Source organism: Halobacteriovorax sp. CON-3 (genome assembly GCF_043196995.1).
In the GTDB taxonomy this organism is placed as follows: domain Bacteria; phylum Bdellovibrionota; class Bacteriovoracia; order Bacteriovoracales; family Bacteriovoracaceae; genus Halobacteriovorax_A.
Window position 1 is genome coordinate 156,818 of the sequence record NZ_JBEBNA010000002.1, and the last position, 14,779, is coordinate 171,596.

A 14,779-nucleotide genomic window follows, 5' to 3' on the forward strand; every position below is an offset into this window, starting at 1 on the left:
AAAAAAAGGAGGTCGTCGACCTCCTTTCTTATAAATTTATCTAAAATTTAGTTTAGAAAATTAATTAAAGTAGTTCTTTTGGAACACCTTTTGGAATAGCACTTAGAAGCTTCTTCGTGTATTCATCTTTTGGATTTTGATAAACGTCTTGTGCTGGACCGTACTCAACGATTTTACCCTTGTTCATTACACCGATTTCATCTGAGATATACTTAACAACAGATAGGTCGTGTGAAATGAAGATATAAGTAAGACCTAGTTCATCTTGAAGATCTTGAAGTAGGTTAAGTACTTGTGCCTGAACAGATACGTCTAGTGCCGAAACTGACTCATCACAGATAATAAATTCTGGCTTAAGAGAAAGAGCACGGGCGATACAGATTCTTTGACGTTGTCCACCAGAGAACTCGTGTGGGTAGCGGTTAAGGTGATCACCTTTTAGACCTACTTTTTCTAGAAGGTCAGCAGCTACTTGATATCTATCTTTCTTTGTTCCACCGATTCCGTGAATAACCATTGGTTCAGTTACAATATCACCAATAGTCATACGTGGGTTTAGAGAAGAGTATGGATCTTGGAAAATGATCTGCATTCTCTCACGCATCTCTCTCATTTGTGTTTTATTTAAATTAGTTACGTTAACACCGTCGTAAATTACTTCACCAGCTGTTGGCTCTAGAAGTCTAAGGATTGTACGACCTAGAGTTGTCTTACCACAACCTGACTCACCAACTAGACCAAGAGTACGACCTTTTCTTACTTGAAGAGTTACATCGTCAACGGCCTTAAACCAATCAACTGTACGACCAAAGATTCCACCTTTAATAGGAAAGTGCTTGTTGAAGTTTTTAACTTCAAGAAGAATTGGGTTCTTCTCTTCGCTAATTGGTCTTGGCTTCTTCATTTCTAGGCTTGAAACATCGATATCTTCTTTTGCATTTAGGAAGTCATCAACAGTAAGAAGTCTTACTGGGTTCTCATCTAGACTTGGACGACAAGCTAGAAGACCCTTTGTATATGGGTGTTTTGGATTTTCGAAAAGTGCTTTTGTTGTATTTTGCTCAACTAGGTCACCTCTGAACATAACTGCAACTTCATCAGCAATATCTGCAATAACTGCAAGGTCGTGCGTGATGAAAAGCATACTCATATTGTGTCTTCTTTGAAGATCAAACATTAGTTCTAGAACTTGCTTTTGAATTGTAACGTCAAGAGCTGTTGTCGGCTCGTCACAAATTAGAAGTTCCGGCTCACATGCCATTGCCATCGCAATCATTACACGCTGCTTTTGACCACCTGACATTTGGTGTGGGTATTTATCAACTGATTCTTTAGGAGAAGGAATACCAACTTCTTCATATAATTCGATTGTTCTCTTACGAGCTTCCTCTTTAGTCATTCCTTGGTGAAGCATAAGAACTTCATCAATCTGATTACCAGTTGTGAATACAGGGTTTAGAGAAGTCATTGGCTCTTGGAAGATCATTGCAATCTTATTACCACGAAGTTGTCTCATTCTTTCATTAGAAGCCTTTGTTAGGTCTTCACCATTGAATAGAATTTCACCTTCGCTAACTCTTCCAGGAGGATTAGGAATAAGTCCCATAATTGCTAAAGATGTTACTGACTTACCTGAACCAGATTCACCAACAAGCCCAACAGTTTTTCCTTTAGGGATACTTAGGTTTAAGCTTTTTACGGCCTTAACTCTTTCATCTTCTGTTTGAAATTCAACTGTAAGGTTTTTAATTTCCAGCATATTCTCTGCCATAGCATCTCACTTTTTAAACAATATTGATCAATTCTTAATTATAATAAAATCTTTTTGAAATCTTAATAGTAACTTAAATTTGTACCACTAACGACACATTATTTCACGACTTAATTCATCAAAAAATCTCGACAATTCAATATGATTTCAACTACTTAGTGTTCTACATGCTTGCGAATTTGCTCTGTAAGGCCTTGTTGCGTTGTGACAATTTGCTCACTATAGCTTTTTAAATAGTCATTATTTAGGTTTTCTACCTGAAATGGACGGCCATAGGCAACATAAATGCGCCCAAATGGTTTTGGGATCTTCGTTTTGTCCCAGCTCTTGCTAATACAAAAACGACGAGTTGATATTGACTGGATGCAAAGAACCGGAGCTTCACATTCGTGACTAACGACAAGTATTCCCTTTTTGGGAACATAGCTTGGCCCACGAGGGCCGTCGACAGTAATGGCAGAGTTAAGTCTCTTCTCATTGATTTGCTCAATCATGGATTGTAGGGCCTTGGCCCCTCCGCGCGAAGAGCTGCCACGAGTTGGCGTAAAGCCAAGTTTGGAAATTGTATCTGCGGCAAGGCTTCCATCTTTTGACTGAGAGGCCATTGTAACTAATCCACTGTCTAGCTCTGTTAAGACAGAAGTAGGATAGTGCTCGTGCCATACAGCTAAAGCGTAGTTACCATGCTTTCCCATTTTTTTAGCAAGATCTAAGTTCTCTGGGTTTAGAACAATAACTTTTGATGTGAATTTAACAAATCTTAGGTACCAAGAAACTAATGTAGGAACTAATTTTAATAATATAGACATTTAATCATTATCTCAAAATTAAGATTCTTCGTAAATTAAGCAATTTAAAAAAAACCTGTGTTTATAACTTAGACAATAATCTCTCAAAAAGTCCATATAATGGGCAATGATGAAGATCAGCTGACTAAATTTTTACCTACGAATTACCATCTTTTAACTTAATTAAGATGAGCGTCATCCATGAATCGACTATGATCAAAATAGAAAGAGTTCTCGACCAATTAGCTCGGGAGCTACTTGTTCTACGCTGACCATGAAGGAGGTGTTATGGCAGGTTTACGAGAAATCAAGAAACAGAGAACGAGAGAAATGATTCTGAAGAACTCAATGGAATTATTTACTCAAAAAGGGGTTGATGAAGTAGGAATGCGAGAATTGGCCCAGGTGTGTGGATTGGGGATTGGAACTTACTATAATTACTTTAAGTCGAAAGAGGATGTCATCTTCAGTCTATTTAGAGAAAACTTAAATTCTGCAATTACGAACAAGCCTTTCCGCGTTGAAGAAAATGAATCAAACGCAGATAACCTTGCAAATAATTACAAAGCGATTTTTCAAGAATTAATGATTCATAAGAATATCGCTGATGAATTTTTATCTCTTGCTTATAATACTAAAAATATGGCCGATAGTGACTCTGTTGCCGCGAGGTTGACTCCACAGATCGTTGATCTTTATTGGGGGTGGGTGCAGCCGCTGTTTAGAAGTGCTGGAATTATTATTCGCACTGAAGAGGAAGAAGGCTTTAGAAGAATGCTTTGGCATCACTTCTTATCAAGCTTTCATGCTTACACTTCTTCTTTTGGGGCAGAGGAGAGTATTGATTATATACGCTTCACTTCGCGCCACTTACTAGGTGGACTTAATTCGAATTAATATTAAGGGAGCAGTTGCTCCCTTTTTACTTTAATTAAGTCTGCTCATATCGTCCATTGTCCGAAATAGAGAATATGTCCTTCAAGAAAATATTCTCAATCATATTCTTTATCATTCTCTTATTGTCTTGCTTTAATGAGGGAGTCGATTCTCCTCTAAGAGCACCTGCAAGTATTTACCAGTATAAAGTTATCTCATATACAACGAGTGCAATTGAATGCCGTGGACACGTTGATGAGAGAGATGTCGAGGGAACCCTTTTAGAGACGGTACCACTAGGGCCAGGGGGACAAGCACCAATCAATATTTGTGGTGAAGAACTAAGCACTTTAAAGAGTGATCGAATTCGTCTTTACTAATACTAAGTGAACCAATTCTAAACTGGCATCCCTATTGCAACATAATATTCCAAATAAAAGAAATTGAACGAAGTTTCAGCCTTCTATGGACTTAATTGCTGAACAAACTTTGTACAACTGTTTAAGGAATATTATGCGAAACCTAATTTTCAAGAGTTTACTGACTACTTTATTAACAGGGGCGACATTTGCTTATAGCGGGCAAGTTCTCAAGCTTAATAAAGATAGTGTTCCAAAAGAATTTGTTAAAACTCTTGAAGTGTTTATCACACAGGTTGATGAGAAAATTCCTGCTTCTGTAAGAGATGCCATCGGTGAAGAAGTTGAAGTTACTTTTTCTGATTTCAAAGAGAATAAAAATATTAGAAGCTTTCCAAAAGATCGTTGTAACGAATCAGTACCTGTAAAGTACGGAAGCGTGAGCTACTTTAATCGCGATGAGATTAAAATTACATCTCTATTTATCAAAGAAATTATCAATGGTGATGAAAGTATTGAACAGTTTGATTGTGGGCATAAGAATTATGTAAGAAAAGCACAAGCGACTATTTTACACGAGCTTGCACACCTATATGACTTAAAGAAAGTTAGAACAAAAGAGCATAAGCAAAAAGCAAGAGTTTGTCGTAAGGAAAAAGAAGAGCGCAATCATTTAAGTGATGAGTGTCGTGCCATTCTTTCTCAGGATACAAATAAGAACTCAATTAGTGGATTATTCTCATTCTATAAACTTGCGAATTGGAAGAAAGGCTTCTTCTCTAAGAAGACAAAGAACCTTTCATCGAAGCGATCTGTTGATGCCTATGAATTTGAAAACTTAAAAGAGCATAACGCTGTTAACTTTGAGTTCTTCCTAATGGACAAAGAGTATAAGTGTAGAAGGCCATCTTACTACAAGTTCTATAGCGAACTACTTAACCATATTCCATTTCCTAATTACGACTGTAAGATCTTTTCTGAGATCGTTCTAGATGACCTAAAGGTAACTAGGGATATTGATCCAAGTCGTGTTTATCGAGTTGATTACTTATTAGCTTCTAAAGGTGACTCAATGATTTCTGGATTTGGTCACTCAATGTTTCGTATCGTTCTTTGTGCTCCTTTTAGAAAGAAGGTGGATGAGAAGTGTTTAAAAGATAAGCTTTATCACGTCGTTCTATCTTACCGTGCAAATGTAACTGATATCAAAAGTGACATGTTAAAAGGTGTTCTAGGTGGATATGACTCTGTTCTATTCATGCTTTCTTTTCCTGAGGTTATCAATGAGTATAACGGTGGAGAGTTAAGAGATCTTATTAGCCAACCAATTTATCTATCAGAAGAACAAAAGACAGACTTCATCAATAAAGTTTTAGAAATTTATTGGGAGTATGAGGGTGATTATAAGTTTATCACTAATAACTGTGCATCAGAGTCAAATGAGCTATTTCAATCAGCTCTGCCAAATAATGAATTTGCTTATGAGAGAGTAATCTTACCTTATTCTCTACTTGATAAGTTTACAGAAAGTGAATTCTCAAAAGAAGAAGATTTAGAAAATATTGAGAAGGCACAAAAGAAAGGAATGTTCTTTCCGAGTGATATCGAGCTTCTTAAAGAAGTGAAGACGTCTCTATTTGGAGTTGAAGCGTCGGACTACAACATTAGAAGACGTCGTGTTCCTGGACGTGATCACAAGTATAAGACAGTAAAAAGAGAAAAATTTATTAAAGATATCTTAGAAGAATTTGATGTTGATCGTCTGTTTTCTAAATTTGAAGAATTAAATGAACTTAGTGAAACAGTTGATGTTGAAGGAAAGCTGAATGATCTTTCAATCTTAACAGGTGCAATCTTTAAGATTAAACAGTCTTCAATAGATGAAGAGGTAGGGAACTTTCTAGACAAGAATATGGAAGAAGAAACACCTCTTGGTAAAAGAATCCAAGAATGGAATGAAATGAGAAAATCTAGCCGTGTGAAGGCCAATGATTCAAGCTACGGAATTCCATTAGTCTTAAAAGACTCTGACTTTGATAGACACAATGTAAAAAGCGCAGAGCTAGAAAAGATTGAAAATCAACTTCTAGAAGACGTGAAAAGTAATTATGAAAAAGAGGTTCAGGACCTAGCAAGACTACTCGATTTGATTAGAAATATTCGTGATCAAGCAAGAATAATTTCAATGAAAGCATATAAGTAATAATAATTTATTTAAAAAGAAAACAAAAAAAAAGGAGAAAATTATGAAAAGACTTACTACAACTACTCTTATGACACTAATCGCACTTCAAGCAAACGCTATTGAAGTAAGAGATGCAACTCTTGGAGCTTCTTCAAAAGTATCTGAAGCAATCTATGATGCAGGTAAGAGTGCAACTGATAAAACTGTTGAAGTTGCTGACTTCACAGGTGAGCACCTAAAGGCATTTATCTCAAAGAACTTAGAGTCATCTTATAAGGCTTCTGAAAAGCTAGCAAAAGAAATCGTTAAACTATCTGAAGTTTCTAAGCCAGCTTTCCGTTTTACTGCTGATGGCCTTGCTATGGTATTTGAAATTTCTGGAAAGGGAACGAAGCAAACTTTAAAAGTATCTAAGAAAATTTATATCTTCCTTGAGCCAACTCTTGATGCAACAGGTGAGTTCCTAACAGAACTTCTTGAACTTGCATTTGAAGGAACGTCAGAAGCTTCTGAGCTTCTTACTGATATCAATGAATTCCTTTCAAGAGTACTAGAGAAGCCAATTGATGTAACAAAAATGACTGTTGAAGAAATCTTTAAGCTAATTGAAAAAGCAAGCGAGAAGTCTTCTGAAGTTTCCGAGTTTCTTTTAGGTGCAGAAAACTTAGAAAAAGGTATTGAGTACTCAGGAAAAGGAATCTCTCTAACTTCAAATGGGATTGGGGCTGCATTCTATCTTGTCTCTCAAGCAACAACAGGTATATCTGAATTATTTGATTTCAACAGAAAAGAAAGAGAGCAAATTGAGCAAATGGTTGAAAGAGGAGACGTTGAAGGACTAGCTGGTCTACGTGATCTAATTAGACACAATATCAACGAAGAGATTGGAAATGGTGAAGACCTAAACAGACTTCTTGATGACAATGCTATTGATACTTATATCAAGCTTAGACTATCGGTTCCTAATCTAGATCTTAAATTAGAAGAAATTTACGGTAACCAAATTGTAAAATAATTAAATTATAAAGGGATTAATAATGAAAAAGACAACTACGACAATTCTTCTCACTCTCTTATCTCTTCACGCAGTAGGAGCCGATATTAGAGACGCTGCATTCGATGCTTCTTCCAAAGTTTCAGAAGCAATTTATGATGCAGGTAAGAGTACAACGAGACAAACGATTAAGGTTGCGGACTTTACTCGTGAGAAGTTAGAGGCCCTAATCTCTAAAGGTCTTCAATCTTCATATCGTGCTTCGGAAAAAGTTGCTAAAGAAATTGTTAATCTCTCAGAGTTTTCAAAACCAGCATTCCGTCTAACTGCAGACGGAATTGCTATGGTTTTTGAAGTCTCAGGCAAGGCGACGAAGTCTTCCCTTGAGGTTTCAAGAAAGATCTATGTCTATTTAGAGCCTAGTTCAGAAAAGACAGAAGAGTTTTTAATTAAGATTCTTGATCTTGCTTTTGAGGGAACATCTGAAGCTTCCGAGCTATTAACTGATATCAATGAATTTCTATCAAGAGTTCTGGAAAAGCCTCTTGATATTTCAACAATGGCCACTGAAGAGGTTGCAGATCTTCTTTTAAAGGCCACGAGAATGACTCATATTGAAAGAATAATCGAGCTAGCAATCGATGGAACAACTAAGGGGAGTGAGTTACTAACTGACCTTAATGAGTTTCTATCAAAAGTTCTTGAGAAGCCAATCGATATTACTGGAATGACTCTAGAAGAAATTTTAGAACTAATTGAGAAAGCAAGCGTTGAATCATCTAAGTTAACTGAGCTTTTAATTGGTGCTGATAATCTTGAGAAGGGGACAGAGTACACTGGTAAAGGAATCACTTTAACATCCGAAGGTGTTGGGGCCGCTTTCTACCTCGTTTCTCAGGCAACTTCTGGGATTTCACATCTTTTTGATTTCAATAGAAAAGAAAGAGCACAAGTTGAGGCCATGATTGAAAGAGGTGATATTGAAGGGCTGGAGGGGTTACGTGATCTGATTCGCCACAATATCAATGAACAGCTTGAAAATGGTGAAGACTTAAATCTGCTTCTAAATGACAACTTAATTGATACTTATATTAAGATGAAGTTGACAGTACCGGAGCTCGATCAAAAATTAGAATCGTTATACGGATTAAAATAATAAAAAAGCCTAGGATAACCTAGGCTTTTTTTATAACTTAAATTCTCTGTGAAAGTATTTAAAATTAATTCCATCATATTGATTAAAACAGCCATAGACTTTCCCATCAATAATTGCAGGAGTTGATGCGAGATCATCACCAGCAAAATCAAAGAGTCTTCTTTTTGGCCAAAGAGTTTTGGCCTTTCCAAAGTCACTGATCTTATAAAAATATAAATTTTGAATATTTTTTGAAACTAAGTATCCGTCATGAATGACTGCCTTTGGCATATGTAGTGCTTCTCTACTTTGACGAATCGAAATGACCTTTTGTTGATTCATATTATCATCTAAGATCACAAGTCCTTCAAAGGCCCTCTTCTTTGTTGAAAAATTATAGGTAATATTATCGAGCATAACAAAGAGCTTCTCTCCATCGTTGTCGATCCCTGTTGCAGTCGATACTTGGCTTGGGTCATGTGGAAGATCAAAATTGTGAATTGATTCAATACTGTAAGCAGTAAGATCAATTTTAATTAGTCCAAGGGAGCCATGAGCGATAAAGAGTTTATCATCCATGATAGTCATATCTTGAGCAGTTTGATGCTTCTTTGCTATATGTTGGTTTGTTGATGGAAAGCTTGTGACGAACTCGTAATCGTTAAGACTATGAACAAAAACATAATCTGGTGTTAGGATGTAGAGCTTACCTTTATACTCTTTAACAGAACGAATCTCGTACTTTGAAAAGATTAACCTAATTTGTTCCTCTTCGAATTTATAAAGAAATGGCCCTTTGAAAATATAGTAATTATCTCCCGATTTGTAATGGCCAGTATCGCCCTTTTTAGAAGCACAGAATGAATCAAGGTTGGCCTCCGATGCAAATGCGATTAAAGATATAATCACGACTAATAGAACTTGTTTCATCTCTTCCTCCCTGAATTTATTTAATATAAATATTATCGAGTCGTAATTCTTCTTCGTCAAAAAAACCTGACAAATCTTGATGAAGCGTGTTAGAAAGTCTCATGCTAGACAGAATCTTTATCGAAATTTCAAATATTTGCAACTTACAGTGTACGTTCTGTCCTGTTGTTGAGCGCGATAAAAAGGTTATGGGGCCAGAGGACTTTGAAAAAATTCTCGTTCAGGCCAAGCCCCTGGCTAAACAAGTATGTCTTCACTTAATGGGTGAGCCCTTGGCCCATCCGAACTTTACAAAGATCATGGAGATCTGTGAAGACAATGGTGTTCCTGTGCAGATTACAACTAATGGAGTTGTCATTGCAGGACGTAAGGATGTTCTTTTAAAGAGCAAAGTCTTAAGACAAATCAATTTCTCTATCCAAAGTTATAAAGATAACTTTCCTAATCGAGACTTCAATACATACCTAAGACCAATCTTAGACTTTTCTAGAGAACTTCATGAAGCCTCTCCTGAAACGTATGTGAATTATCGTTTATGGAATCTTGGGCGAAGTGAACAAATCATGAAAGAAAATGAAGAGGTTTTTCAGACTCTTGAGCGCTTCTACGATATTGAAATTAATCGACGTACGCAGGTTGAATCGATAAAGAGTAAGAGGATCTGGAATAAGGTATATCTTCATTTTGACTCTCATTTCGATTGGCCATCTTGGGATTTACCTCATCAAGGTGAAGTAGGGAAGTGCCACGCTTTAAAGACTCATATTGGGATTCATGCAGATGGAACAGTCGTTCCTTGCTGTCTTGATAAAGAGAGCCAGATACCACTAGGTAATGTTTTAGATGAGAGTTTAAAAAGCATTCTTAGCTCACCTCGAGCAGTCGCAATGAGACAGGGCTTCGATAATAATATTCGTGTAGAGAAATTTTGTCAGCACTGTACGTATATCAATCGTTTTCAAAAAAATTAATCAATAATACTCTTTAGCTTTTGAAGATTTGCAACCATCATCTTGCGATTTTTGATTGGAAAGTCTTTTAGCTTAAGTGAAATCTTTTCTTGAACTTCGCTCCACACATCATTGTATAGCTTTTGACCTTTTGTACTTAGAGTTAAGATCGTCAATCTCGCATCTTCACTCGATTTATTCTTAGTCACAAGGTCTTCATCTACCAAAATATTAATTGTTTTAGTCATGGCCGGCTGGCTAATTCCGTGGTGATCGGCCAATTCCCCAACAGTATTTAATCCTCTTCCAATATTAGAGAGCGCCCTAAATTGAGGGTAGGAGATATGAGGGGATGCCGCTTGTCTGAGCTCACTACGAATTGAGCGGATAATGATTGGCATTACATCTAAAAGTATTCTTGAAAATTCTAGGTCTTTCACGTCTTTAGTATAAACCAAGGAGACACCGATCGTAAATTAATGCAGCAGCTGGAGAGCTGCTGCGGAAGGGTTTTTAATTATTGCTCAACTTCCAGATCAGAATCGTCTGAAAGTTCAGCATCTAGAGATGTATCTGAAGCTTCTGTTGTTTCAACACAATCACCAGTTACTGTACAATCAGCTGCTGGAGCAGACTCTTCAACTACTGCTGATTCATCTGTAGCAACTGAATCCGACCAGTCTTCATTAGCGTAAGAAACGAAAGCCGATGATAGTAGAACTAGAAGTAATAACTTTTTCATAATTAATCCTCATTGGTTTATGTTAAATATATAATGTAATTATATATCCTAGTTATATAACTTGGTTATATATTATTCCTTTCCAAAATTCCGTACAATAAAAAAATACACTTTTTGTGTAAAACTTTTGTCGTTATAATAAAATCTGTCAGTTAAGCTCGGATAAAGAAGGAAGAATTATGTGGCAACCACCAAAAATTGAAACAAAAAGACTTGTTCTAAGAGAAGTAAGGCTTAGTGACAAGGATGCGGTATTTGAATATGGAAAGAAGCCACATATCTCCAAGTATACCCTTTGGGAGCCTCATGAGACGGTGGAAGATAGTGTCGACTTTATTGAGAAGTATGCTTTTTCAAACTACGAACAACAGGTTCCTGAGCCATTTGCAATTACCCTTAAAGGTGATGATAAGCTAATTGGTTGTGTTGGTTGTTTTTGGGTTTCAACAAAGAATAAGTGCATGGAGCTTGCCTATGTACTTAATGATGACTTTTGGGGGAAGGGGATTGTTGTTGAAGCTGCCCAGGAAGTTATTAATTATTGCTTTGAGAATTTTGATATTGAACGAATTCAGTGTCGTTGTAAGGCCGAGAATATACAAAGTGAAAGGGTCATGCAAAAGCTAGGTTTTAGGTATGAGGGACTTCTTCGCAATGAAATCTATCATCGTGGTCAGCATTGGGATATGAAGTACTATTCAATTTTAAGATCAGAAGTAAAATGATGTCTCAAGGGTCGCATATGTATGGTCAGAGGCTCCTTTAAACTGAGGTCCATGCCAATTGGCCTTTAGCGTGATTCTCATAACACTAAAGAAGAAGTTAAATCCCGCATCTGCTTTGTAGTAAATATCTTCCATGTCTTCATCTGCAATAACATAGACTGAATCGACTTTCTTTGAGCCCTGAAGGACAGCATCAAAATAATTTGCAACAGCTGAGCCATTGGCAAAGAATTCTAAGAAGCCAAGCCTCATCCCAAGTTTTAGGCCAATTTCAATGTCACGTTTGAGACCGCCATAGTGTCCTTGTAGCCATGGAGATAGCTCAAAAATTGGGCCACGATTTATCTTTATTAATTTAAGTTCACCATTGTAGAAGTACTGATTACTCGTTTGATTCTGCCAACCATTCACTTGGGAAGAAGGCAGCATTTTATGAAAGAGGTTTTGTAAGATTCCTGCCTTTGCGTTCGGTCCTTGTTGTCCTGTCCAAAGATCAGCACGGAAGTAATAGTTACTGTTAACGTGGGAGAACCCTAATATTCCGTAGAGTAGTCCTGTATATGGATGGTCTCCATCAACGACTGTCGTACTCAAAGTTGCCTCTGGGGTGTAGATCTTATGGGCAACACCTAGACGCAGTTTCGTTAAAGATCCTTGGGAGTATAATCTCCTTTGATACATGAGTTCTAGGCCATTTGAGTAGTATTTATCCGTCTCAAAAGCAGCATCGTTATCAATCTTGATTGAAAACTCATTATTGGGCTTACTTTGCGCGAAAGTAGAGATGGCCAAGGTGAATAGGGATAAGATGAAGAGCAACTTCATTAAACAATTGTATCACTTTCAATATCTCACAGCTTATAGATGGCCAACTTTGCTTGTTTAGAAAAATGAAGCTCTGTAATTTTAGTATGTTATAGGGACTAATTTAAGAATGTCTTGTATTGTTTACAATAAATCTCATTGCTCGCCACTTCGGTGTTATAAGCAGTCCACTATGAATAGAATTTGCCTAAAGAATAAAGTTATTGCCATTACGGGCTCCACAGGAGGCCTTGGCCAAGTTCTAAGTTTAGAGTTAGCAAAGAAGGGTGCTTTGTTGGCCCTAATGGATATCGATTCTGAAAAGCTAAAGCTACAGGCAAGAGAGTTAAGTGGCCTAGCGCTTGAAGTTGATGTGACAAGCCTGGATTCAATTGAGGCCGCTATGGCAAAGGCCAATGATCATTTTGGAAAAATCGATATCATCATTGCAAATGCGGGTATTACAAAAATGGCCCCAATGATTTCTTCAAGTGAAAAAGATTTTTCACAGGTAATCGATATCAATCTCAATGGGCCTTGGCGAACTTTTAAAGCTGCCCTTCCTTATATTTCTGAAAGTTCTGGCTATATGGCCGCAATATGTTCCATGGCCTCATTTGTCCATTGTCCACTTCAGGCATCATACGCCGCTAGTAAAGCAGGGCTTCATGCCGTTTGTAACAGCGTTAGAATGGAAGTGAAGCATCTGGGAATTGATGTTGGAAGTTATCACCCAACTTTTTTTCCATCGCCATTAATGGATGGAGTGACAAGTGATCCAGTAGGAAACAAACTATGGGGCGGTAATAAAGAAGGACCTTGGAAGATGATTACCATTGAGGAGGTTGTCTCTGATATCATAAGTGGTATTGAAGAGAGAGCGGAACTTGTCGTCATTCCAAAGCGCAAGACTCTAGTTGCGAAGGCCAGTGGCTTCTTTAGGCGCTATATAGAACGTCGTGGATTTAAGGGAAGTGAAATACAAGAAGCAATCTCCCTTTCTCAAAGAAGCTAATTCCACATTGATTACAGGCTTTCCTGTGTTCTTTTAAGATGATCATCATTATTTAATAAGTGGACAACTTCTGTGAAGTTATGGGCACTTTCGATGACTTCTTCAGTATCGCTTTCAAGCTCTTCATTATACAAATAGTGGTCGATACTATCTTGAAGCTTTTGAAAAAGAGGAAGGAGTCTTAGTTCAATCTCTTGAGAGAACATCATTGAAGTTTCTTGCTTAACAAGTTCCTTAATACTTTTATAAATTGATTCTTGTTTATGGAAGAAGCCGATTACAACTTTTGAGAAATAAACAATAAAAGCGATAAACATAATACTATCGACAACATCATTAACGACAAGTGACAGTAGGCATGCTGTCAGTGTGAGACTATAGATATATTTAACTCTGGTGTTGGCGGCCAAGACAATCGTAAATAAGTAACTACTTAAAAGTAGCGGAAGCGCAATCGGTGAGTTTGAGCTCAAGTAGAATTTTAGAGTAAATAGTAGTTGAGCATTAAAAAGGTAAATATAGCTGATTTTTTGAATCGAAAAGTGATTTGTCGTTCTATACAAATGAAAAGCAAAGAGTAAGAAATTCAAAACAATTGCCAGGCCAGTATAAGAAATATTTGAAATTGGCCTAAATAAATCAATTGCAAAGAAAGTATAGAAGACGCTCATCGATAGGATGACGATGATTGAAGACCTTTTGAAATTATTAAAAATTGGTACATTAAAGATATCAACTTGATGGTCGAGTAAGTGATCAACATCATCAAACTCTTTCTTTAAAAAGTCCTCCATACGACTACTGTTGGACCTTAAGCTGTTTTTGATTCTTTCTTTATCATCTAGACCAGAAGAGATCATCGCAAGCATATTGTTGATAGGGTTTAATAAATTGTGAGTAAAATAACTCTTTAAGTTTAAAATATTTTTATGAAGTTCCTTCTTATGCCAAATTTGATTAGCATTCTCCTTAAAGGTAATCGACTGAATTGAGCTAACTGTCGTAATGAAAATATGAAGAAACGTTACGAGAACGAGATTTTGATCCGCAAGAAAGTAGTTATTTGTAGCTATAATTATAAAATGTAGGAGACAGTACTTGATATTTGTATGCTGAAGATGGAAAGCGAGGACAATGATTCCACCAATGTAGCATAGGGAGCTTGTAGCAGTATAGTCTGCTAGGCGTGGGTAGATCGACCAAATTAGACTTTCGACAACAACTGAGAAAAAGATGACAAACGTAAGGTTATTCTTAAAAAGCTTCTTGTAAAAGACGACTGCCATAATGGAATCGAAGGCGATCATATAATTGAACGTCGTTAATAGGTGTGGTTCAATATTGTAAAAATAGAAGACGACATACAGAACAGACATTAGGAGAACTGCGAGAAAGTGCATCTCGAAGAATTCTTTATATTTCTGATCTAAATGGTAATAATCATTAACCAAAATCTTGTCCTGTCCAAACATAATTAACTGACTAGTAGTTATAACCTCTTAAAA

The 14,779-nt window shown here is 36.8% G+C and carries 15 protein-coding genes; 8 read left to right on the top strand and 7 right to left on the bottom strand.

Going from position 1 to position 14,779, the window contains the following annotated elements; genetic code table 11:
* Window positions 1-64: 64 nt before the first annotated feature.
* Entirely contained in the window at window positions 65-1,771 is a 1,707-nt protein-coding gene (locus tag ABMA72_RS11355) for an ABC transporter ATP-binding protein (protein WP_392858304.1), read from the bottom strand.
* A gap of 155 nt (window positions 1,772-1,926) precedes the next feature.
* On the bottom strand, window positions 1,927-2,580 hold the full coding sequence (locus ABMA72_RS11360; RefSeq protein WP_393057191.1) for a lysophospholipid acyltransferase family protein: 654 nt from the start codon (window positions 2,578-2,580) through the stop codon (window positions 1,927-1,929).
* 267 nt (window positions 2,581-2,847) lie between these two features.
* Here ABMA72_RS11360 and ABMA72_RS11365 point away from each other — a divergent pair, with 267 nt between their 5' ends.
* From ABMA72_RS11365 to ABMA72_RS11385, 5 genes are all read left to right on the top strand, one after another.
* On the top strand, window positions 2,848-3,456 hold the full coding sequence (locus tag ABMA72_RS11365) for a TetR/AcrR family transcriptional regulator (RefSeq protein ID WP_392858308.1): 609 nt from the start codon (window positions 2,848-2,850) through the stop codon (window positions 3,454-3,456).
* 74 nt (window positions 3,457-3,530) lie between these two features.
* A complete protein-coding gene (locus tag ABMA72_RS11370; protein ID WP_392858310.1) occupies window positions 3,531-3,815 on the top strand; it encodes a hypothetical protein in 285 nt (94 codons plus the stop codon).
* A 133-nt stretch (window positions 3,816-3,948) separates the two neighbouring features.
* Window positions 3,949-5,997: a DUF4105 domain-containing protein gene (locus ABMA72_RS11375; protein WP_393057192.1), complete on the top strand. Its 2,049-nt coding sequence runs from the start codon at window positions 3,949-3,951 to the stop codon at window positions 5,995-5,997.
* 43 nt (window positions 5,998-6,040) lie between these two features.
* Entirely contained in the window at window positions 6,041-6,994 is a 954-nt protein-coding gene (locus ABMA72_RS11380; RefSeq protein ID WP_393057194.1) for a hypothetical protein, read from the top strand.
* A 22-nt stretch (window positions 6,995-7,016) separates the two neighbouring features.
* Window positions 7,017-8,129, top strand: coding sequence for a hypothetical protein (locus ABMA72_RS11385; RefSeq protein WP_392858318.1), 1,113 nt, complete (start codon window positions 7,017-7,019; stop codon window positions 8,127-8,129).
* Window positions 8,130-8,159: 30 nt separating this feature from the next.
* On the opposite strand, the gene ABMA72_RS11390 is transcribed toward ABMA72_RS11385, so the two are convergent.
* The gene (locus tag ABMA72_RS11390; protein ID WP_392858320.1) at window positions 8,160-9,038 is read right to left on the bottom strand and encodes a hypothetical protein; all 879 of its coding nucleotides are present in this window, start codon (window positions 9,036-9,038) and stop codon (window positions 8,160-8,162) included.
* Between the two features lie 101 nt (window positions 9,039-9,139).
* Between ABMA72_RS11390 and ABMA72_RS11395 the strand changes: the two genes are divergently transcribed.
* Complete coding sequence (locus ABMA72_RS11395; protein ID WP_392858322.1) at window positions 9,140-10,009, top strand: radical SAM/SPASM domain-containing protein; 870 nt, start codon at window positions 9,140-9,142, stop codon at window positions 10,007-10,009.
* Here the strand turns inward: ABMA72_RS11395 and ABMA72_RS11400 are convergent.
* Both ABMA72_RS11400 and ABMA72_RS11405 read right to left on the bottom strand, forming a co-directional pair.
* Window positions 10,006-10,428 carry a MarR family winged helix-turn-helix transcriptional regulator gene (locus tag ABMA72_RS11400; protein ID WP_392858325.1) on the bottom strand — a complete coding sequence of 141 codons (423 nt, stop codon included), beginning with the start codon at window positions 10,426-10,428 and terminating at the stop codon, window positions 10,006-10,008. The two genes, ABMA72_RS11395 and ABMA72_RS11400, sit on opposite strands and share 4 nt — an antisense overlap.
* A 77-nt stretch (window positions 10,429-10,505) precedes the next feature.
* The gene (locus ABMA72_RS11405) at window positions 10,506-10,730 is read right to left on the bottom strand and encodes a hypothetical protein (RefSeq protein WP_392858327.1); all 225 of its coding nucleotides are present in this window, start codon (window positions 10,728-10,730) and stop codon (window positions 10,506-10,508) included.
* 179 nt (window positions 10,731-10,909) lie between these two features.
* Here ABMA72_RS11405 and ABMA72_RS11410 point away from each other — a divergent pair, with 179 nt between their 5' ends.
* Window positions 10,910-11,455, top strand: a complete 546-nt coding sequence (locus ABMA72_RS11410) for a GNAT family N-acetyltransferase (RefSeq protein ID WP_393057196.1) — start codon at window positions 10,910-10,912, stop codon at window positions 11,453-11,455.
* Here the strand turns inward: ABMA72_RS11410 and ABMA72_RS11415 are convergent.
* Window positions 11,441-12,280 (bottom strand): lipid A-modifier LpxR family protein, encoded by an 840-nt coding sequence (locus tag ABMA72_RS11415; protein WP_392858332.1) that lies wholly within the window; start codon window positions 12,278-12,280, stop codon window positions 11,441-11,443. The genes ABMA72_RS11410 and ABMA72_RS11415 overlap by 15 nt on opposite strands.
* A 172-nt stretch (window positions 12,281-12,452) precedes the next feature.
* Here ABMA72_RS11415 and ABMA72_RS11420 point away from each other — a divergent pair, with 172 nt between their 5' ends.
* Window positions 12,453-13,274, top strand: a complete 822-nt coding sequence (locus ABMA72_RS11420; RefSeq protein ID WP_393057198.1) for an SDR family NAD(P)-dependent oxidoreductase — start codon at window positions 12,453-12,455, stop codon at window positions 13,272-13,274.
* Window positions 13,275-13,285: 11 nt separating this feature from the next.
* Here ABMA72_RS11420 and ABMA72_RS11425 read toward each other — a convergent pair whose 3' ends face one another.
* Window positions 13,286-14,725 carry a hypothetical protein gene (locus ABMA72_RS11425; RefSeq protein WP_392858337.1) on the bottom strand — a complete coding sequence of 480 codons (1,440 nt, stop codon included), beginning with the start codon at window positions 14,723-14,725 and terminating at the stop codon, window positions 13,286-13,288.
* Window positions 14,726-14,779 lie beyond the last annotated feature (54 nt).

Coding starts and splice junctions, on each gene's coding strand:
- ABMA72_RS11380 (WP_393057194.1), top strand. CDS start 6,041: ATGAAAAGACTTACTACAACTACTCTTATGACACTAATCGCACTTCAA.
- ABMA72_RS11395 (WP_392858322.1), top strand. CDS start 9,140: ATGCTAGACAGAATCTTTATCGAAATTTCAAATATTTGCAACTTACAG.
- ABMA72_RS11415 (WP_392858332.1), bottom strand. CDS start 12,280: ATGAAGTTGCTCTTCATCTTATCCCTATTCACCTTGGCCATCTCTACT.
- ABMA72_RS11420 (WP_393057198.1), top strand. CDS start 12,453: ATGAATAGAATTTGCCTAAAGAATAAAGTTATTGCCATTACGGGCTCC.
- ABMA72_RS11375 (WP_393057192.1), top strand. CDS start 3,949: ATGCGAAACCTAATTTTCAAGAGTTTACTGACTACTTTATTAACAGGG.
- ABMA72_RS11410 (WP_393057196.1), top strand. CDS start 10,910: ATGTGGCAACCACCAAAAATTGAAACAAAAAGACTTGTTCTAAGAGAA.
- ABMA72_RS11405 (WP_392858327.1), bottom strand. CDS start 10,730: ATGAAAAAGTTATTACTTCTAGTTCTACTATCATCGGCTTTCGTTTCT.
- ABMA72_RS11365 (WP_392858308.1), top strand. CDS start 2,848: ATGGCAGGTTTACGAGAAATCAAGAAACAGAGAACGAGAGAAATGATT.
- ABMA72_RS11360 (WP_393057191.1), bottom strand. CDS start 2,580: ATGTCTATATTATTAAAATTAGTTCCTACATTAGTTTCTTGGTACCTA.
- ABMA72_RS11355 (WP_392858304.1), bottom strand. CDS start 1,771: ATGGCAGAGAATATGCTGGAAATTAAAAACCTTACAGTTGAATTTCAA.
- ABMA72_RS11370 (WP_392858310.1), top strand. CDS start 3,531: ATGTCCTTCAAGAAAATATTCTCAATCATATTCTTTATCATTCTCTTA.
- ABMA72_RS11390 (WP_392858320.1), bottom strand. CDS start 9,038: ATGAAACAAGTTCTATTAGTCGTGATTATATCTTTAATCGCATTTGCA.
- ABMA72_RS11385 (WP_392858318.1), top strand. CDS start 7,017: ATGAAAAAGACAACTACGACAATTCTTCTCACTCTCTTATCTCTTCAC.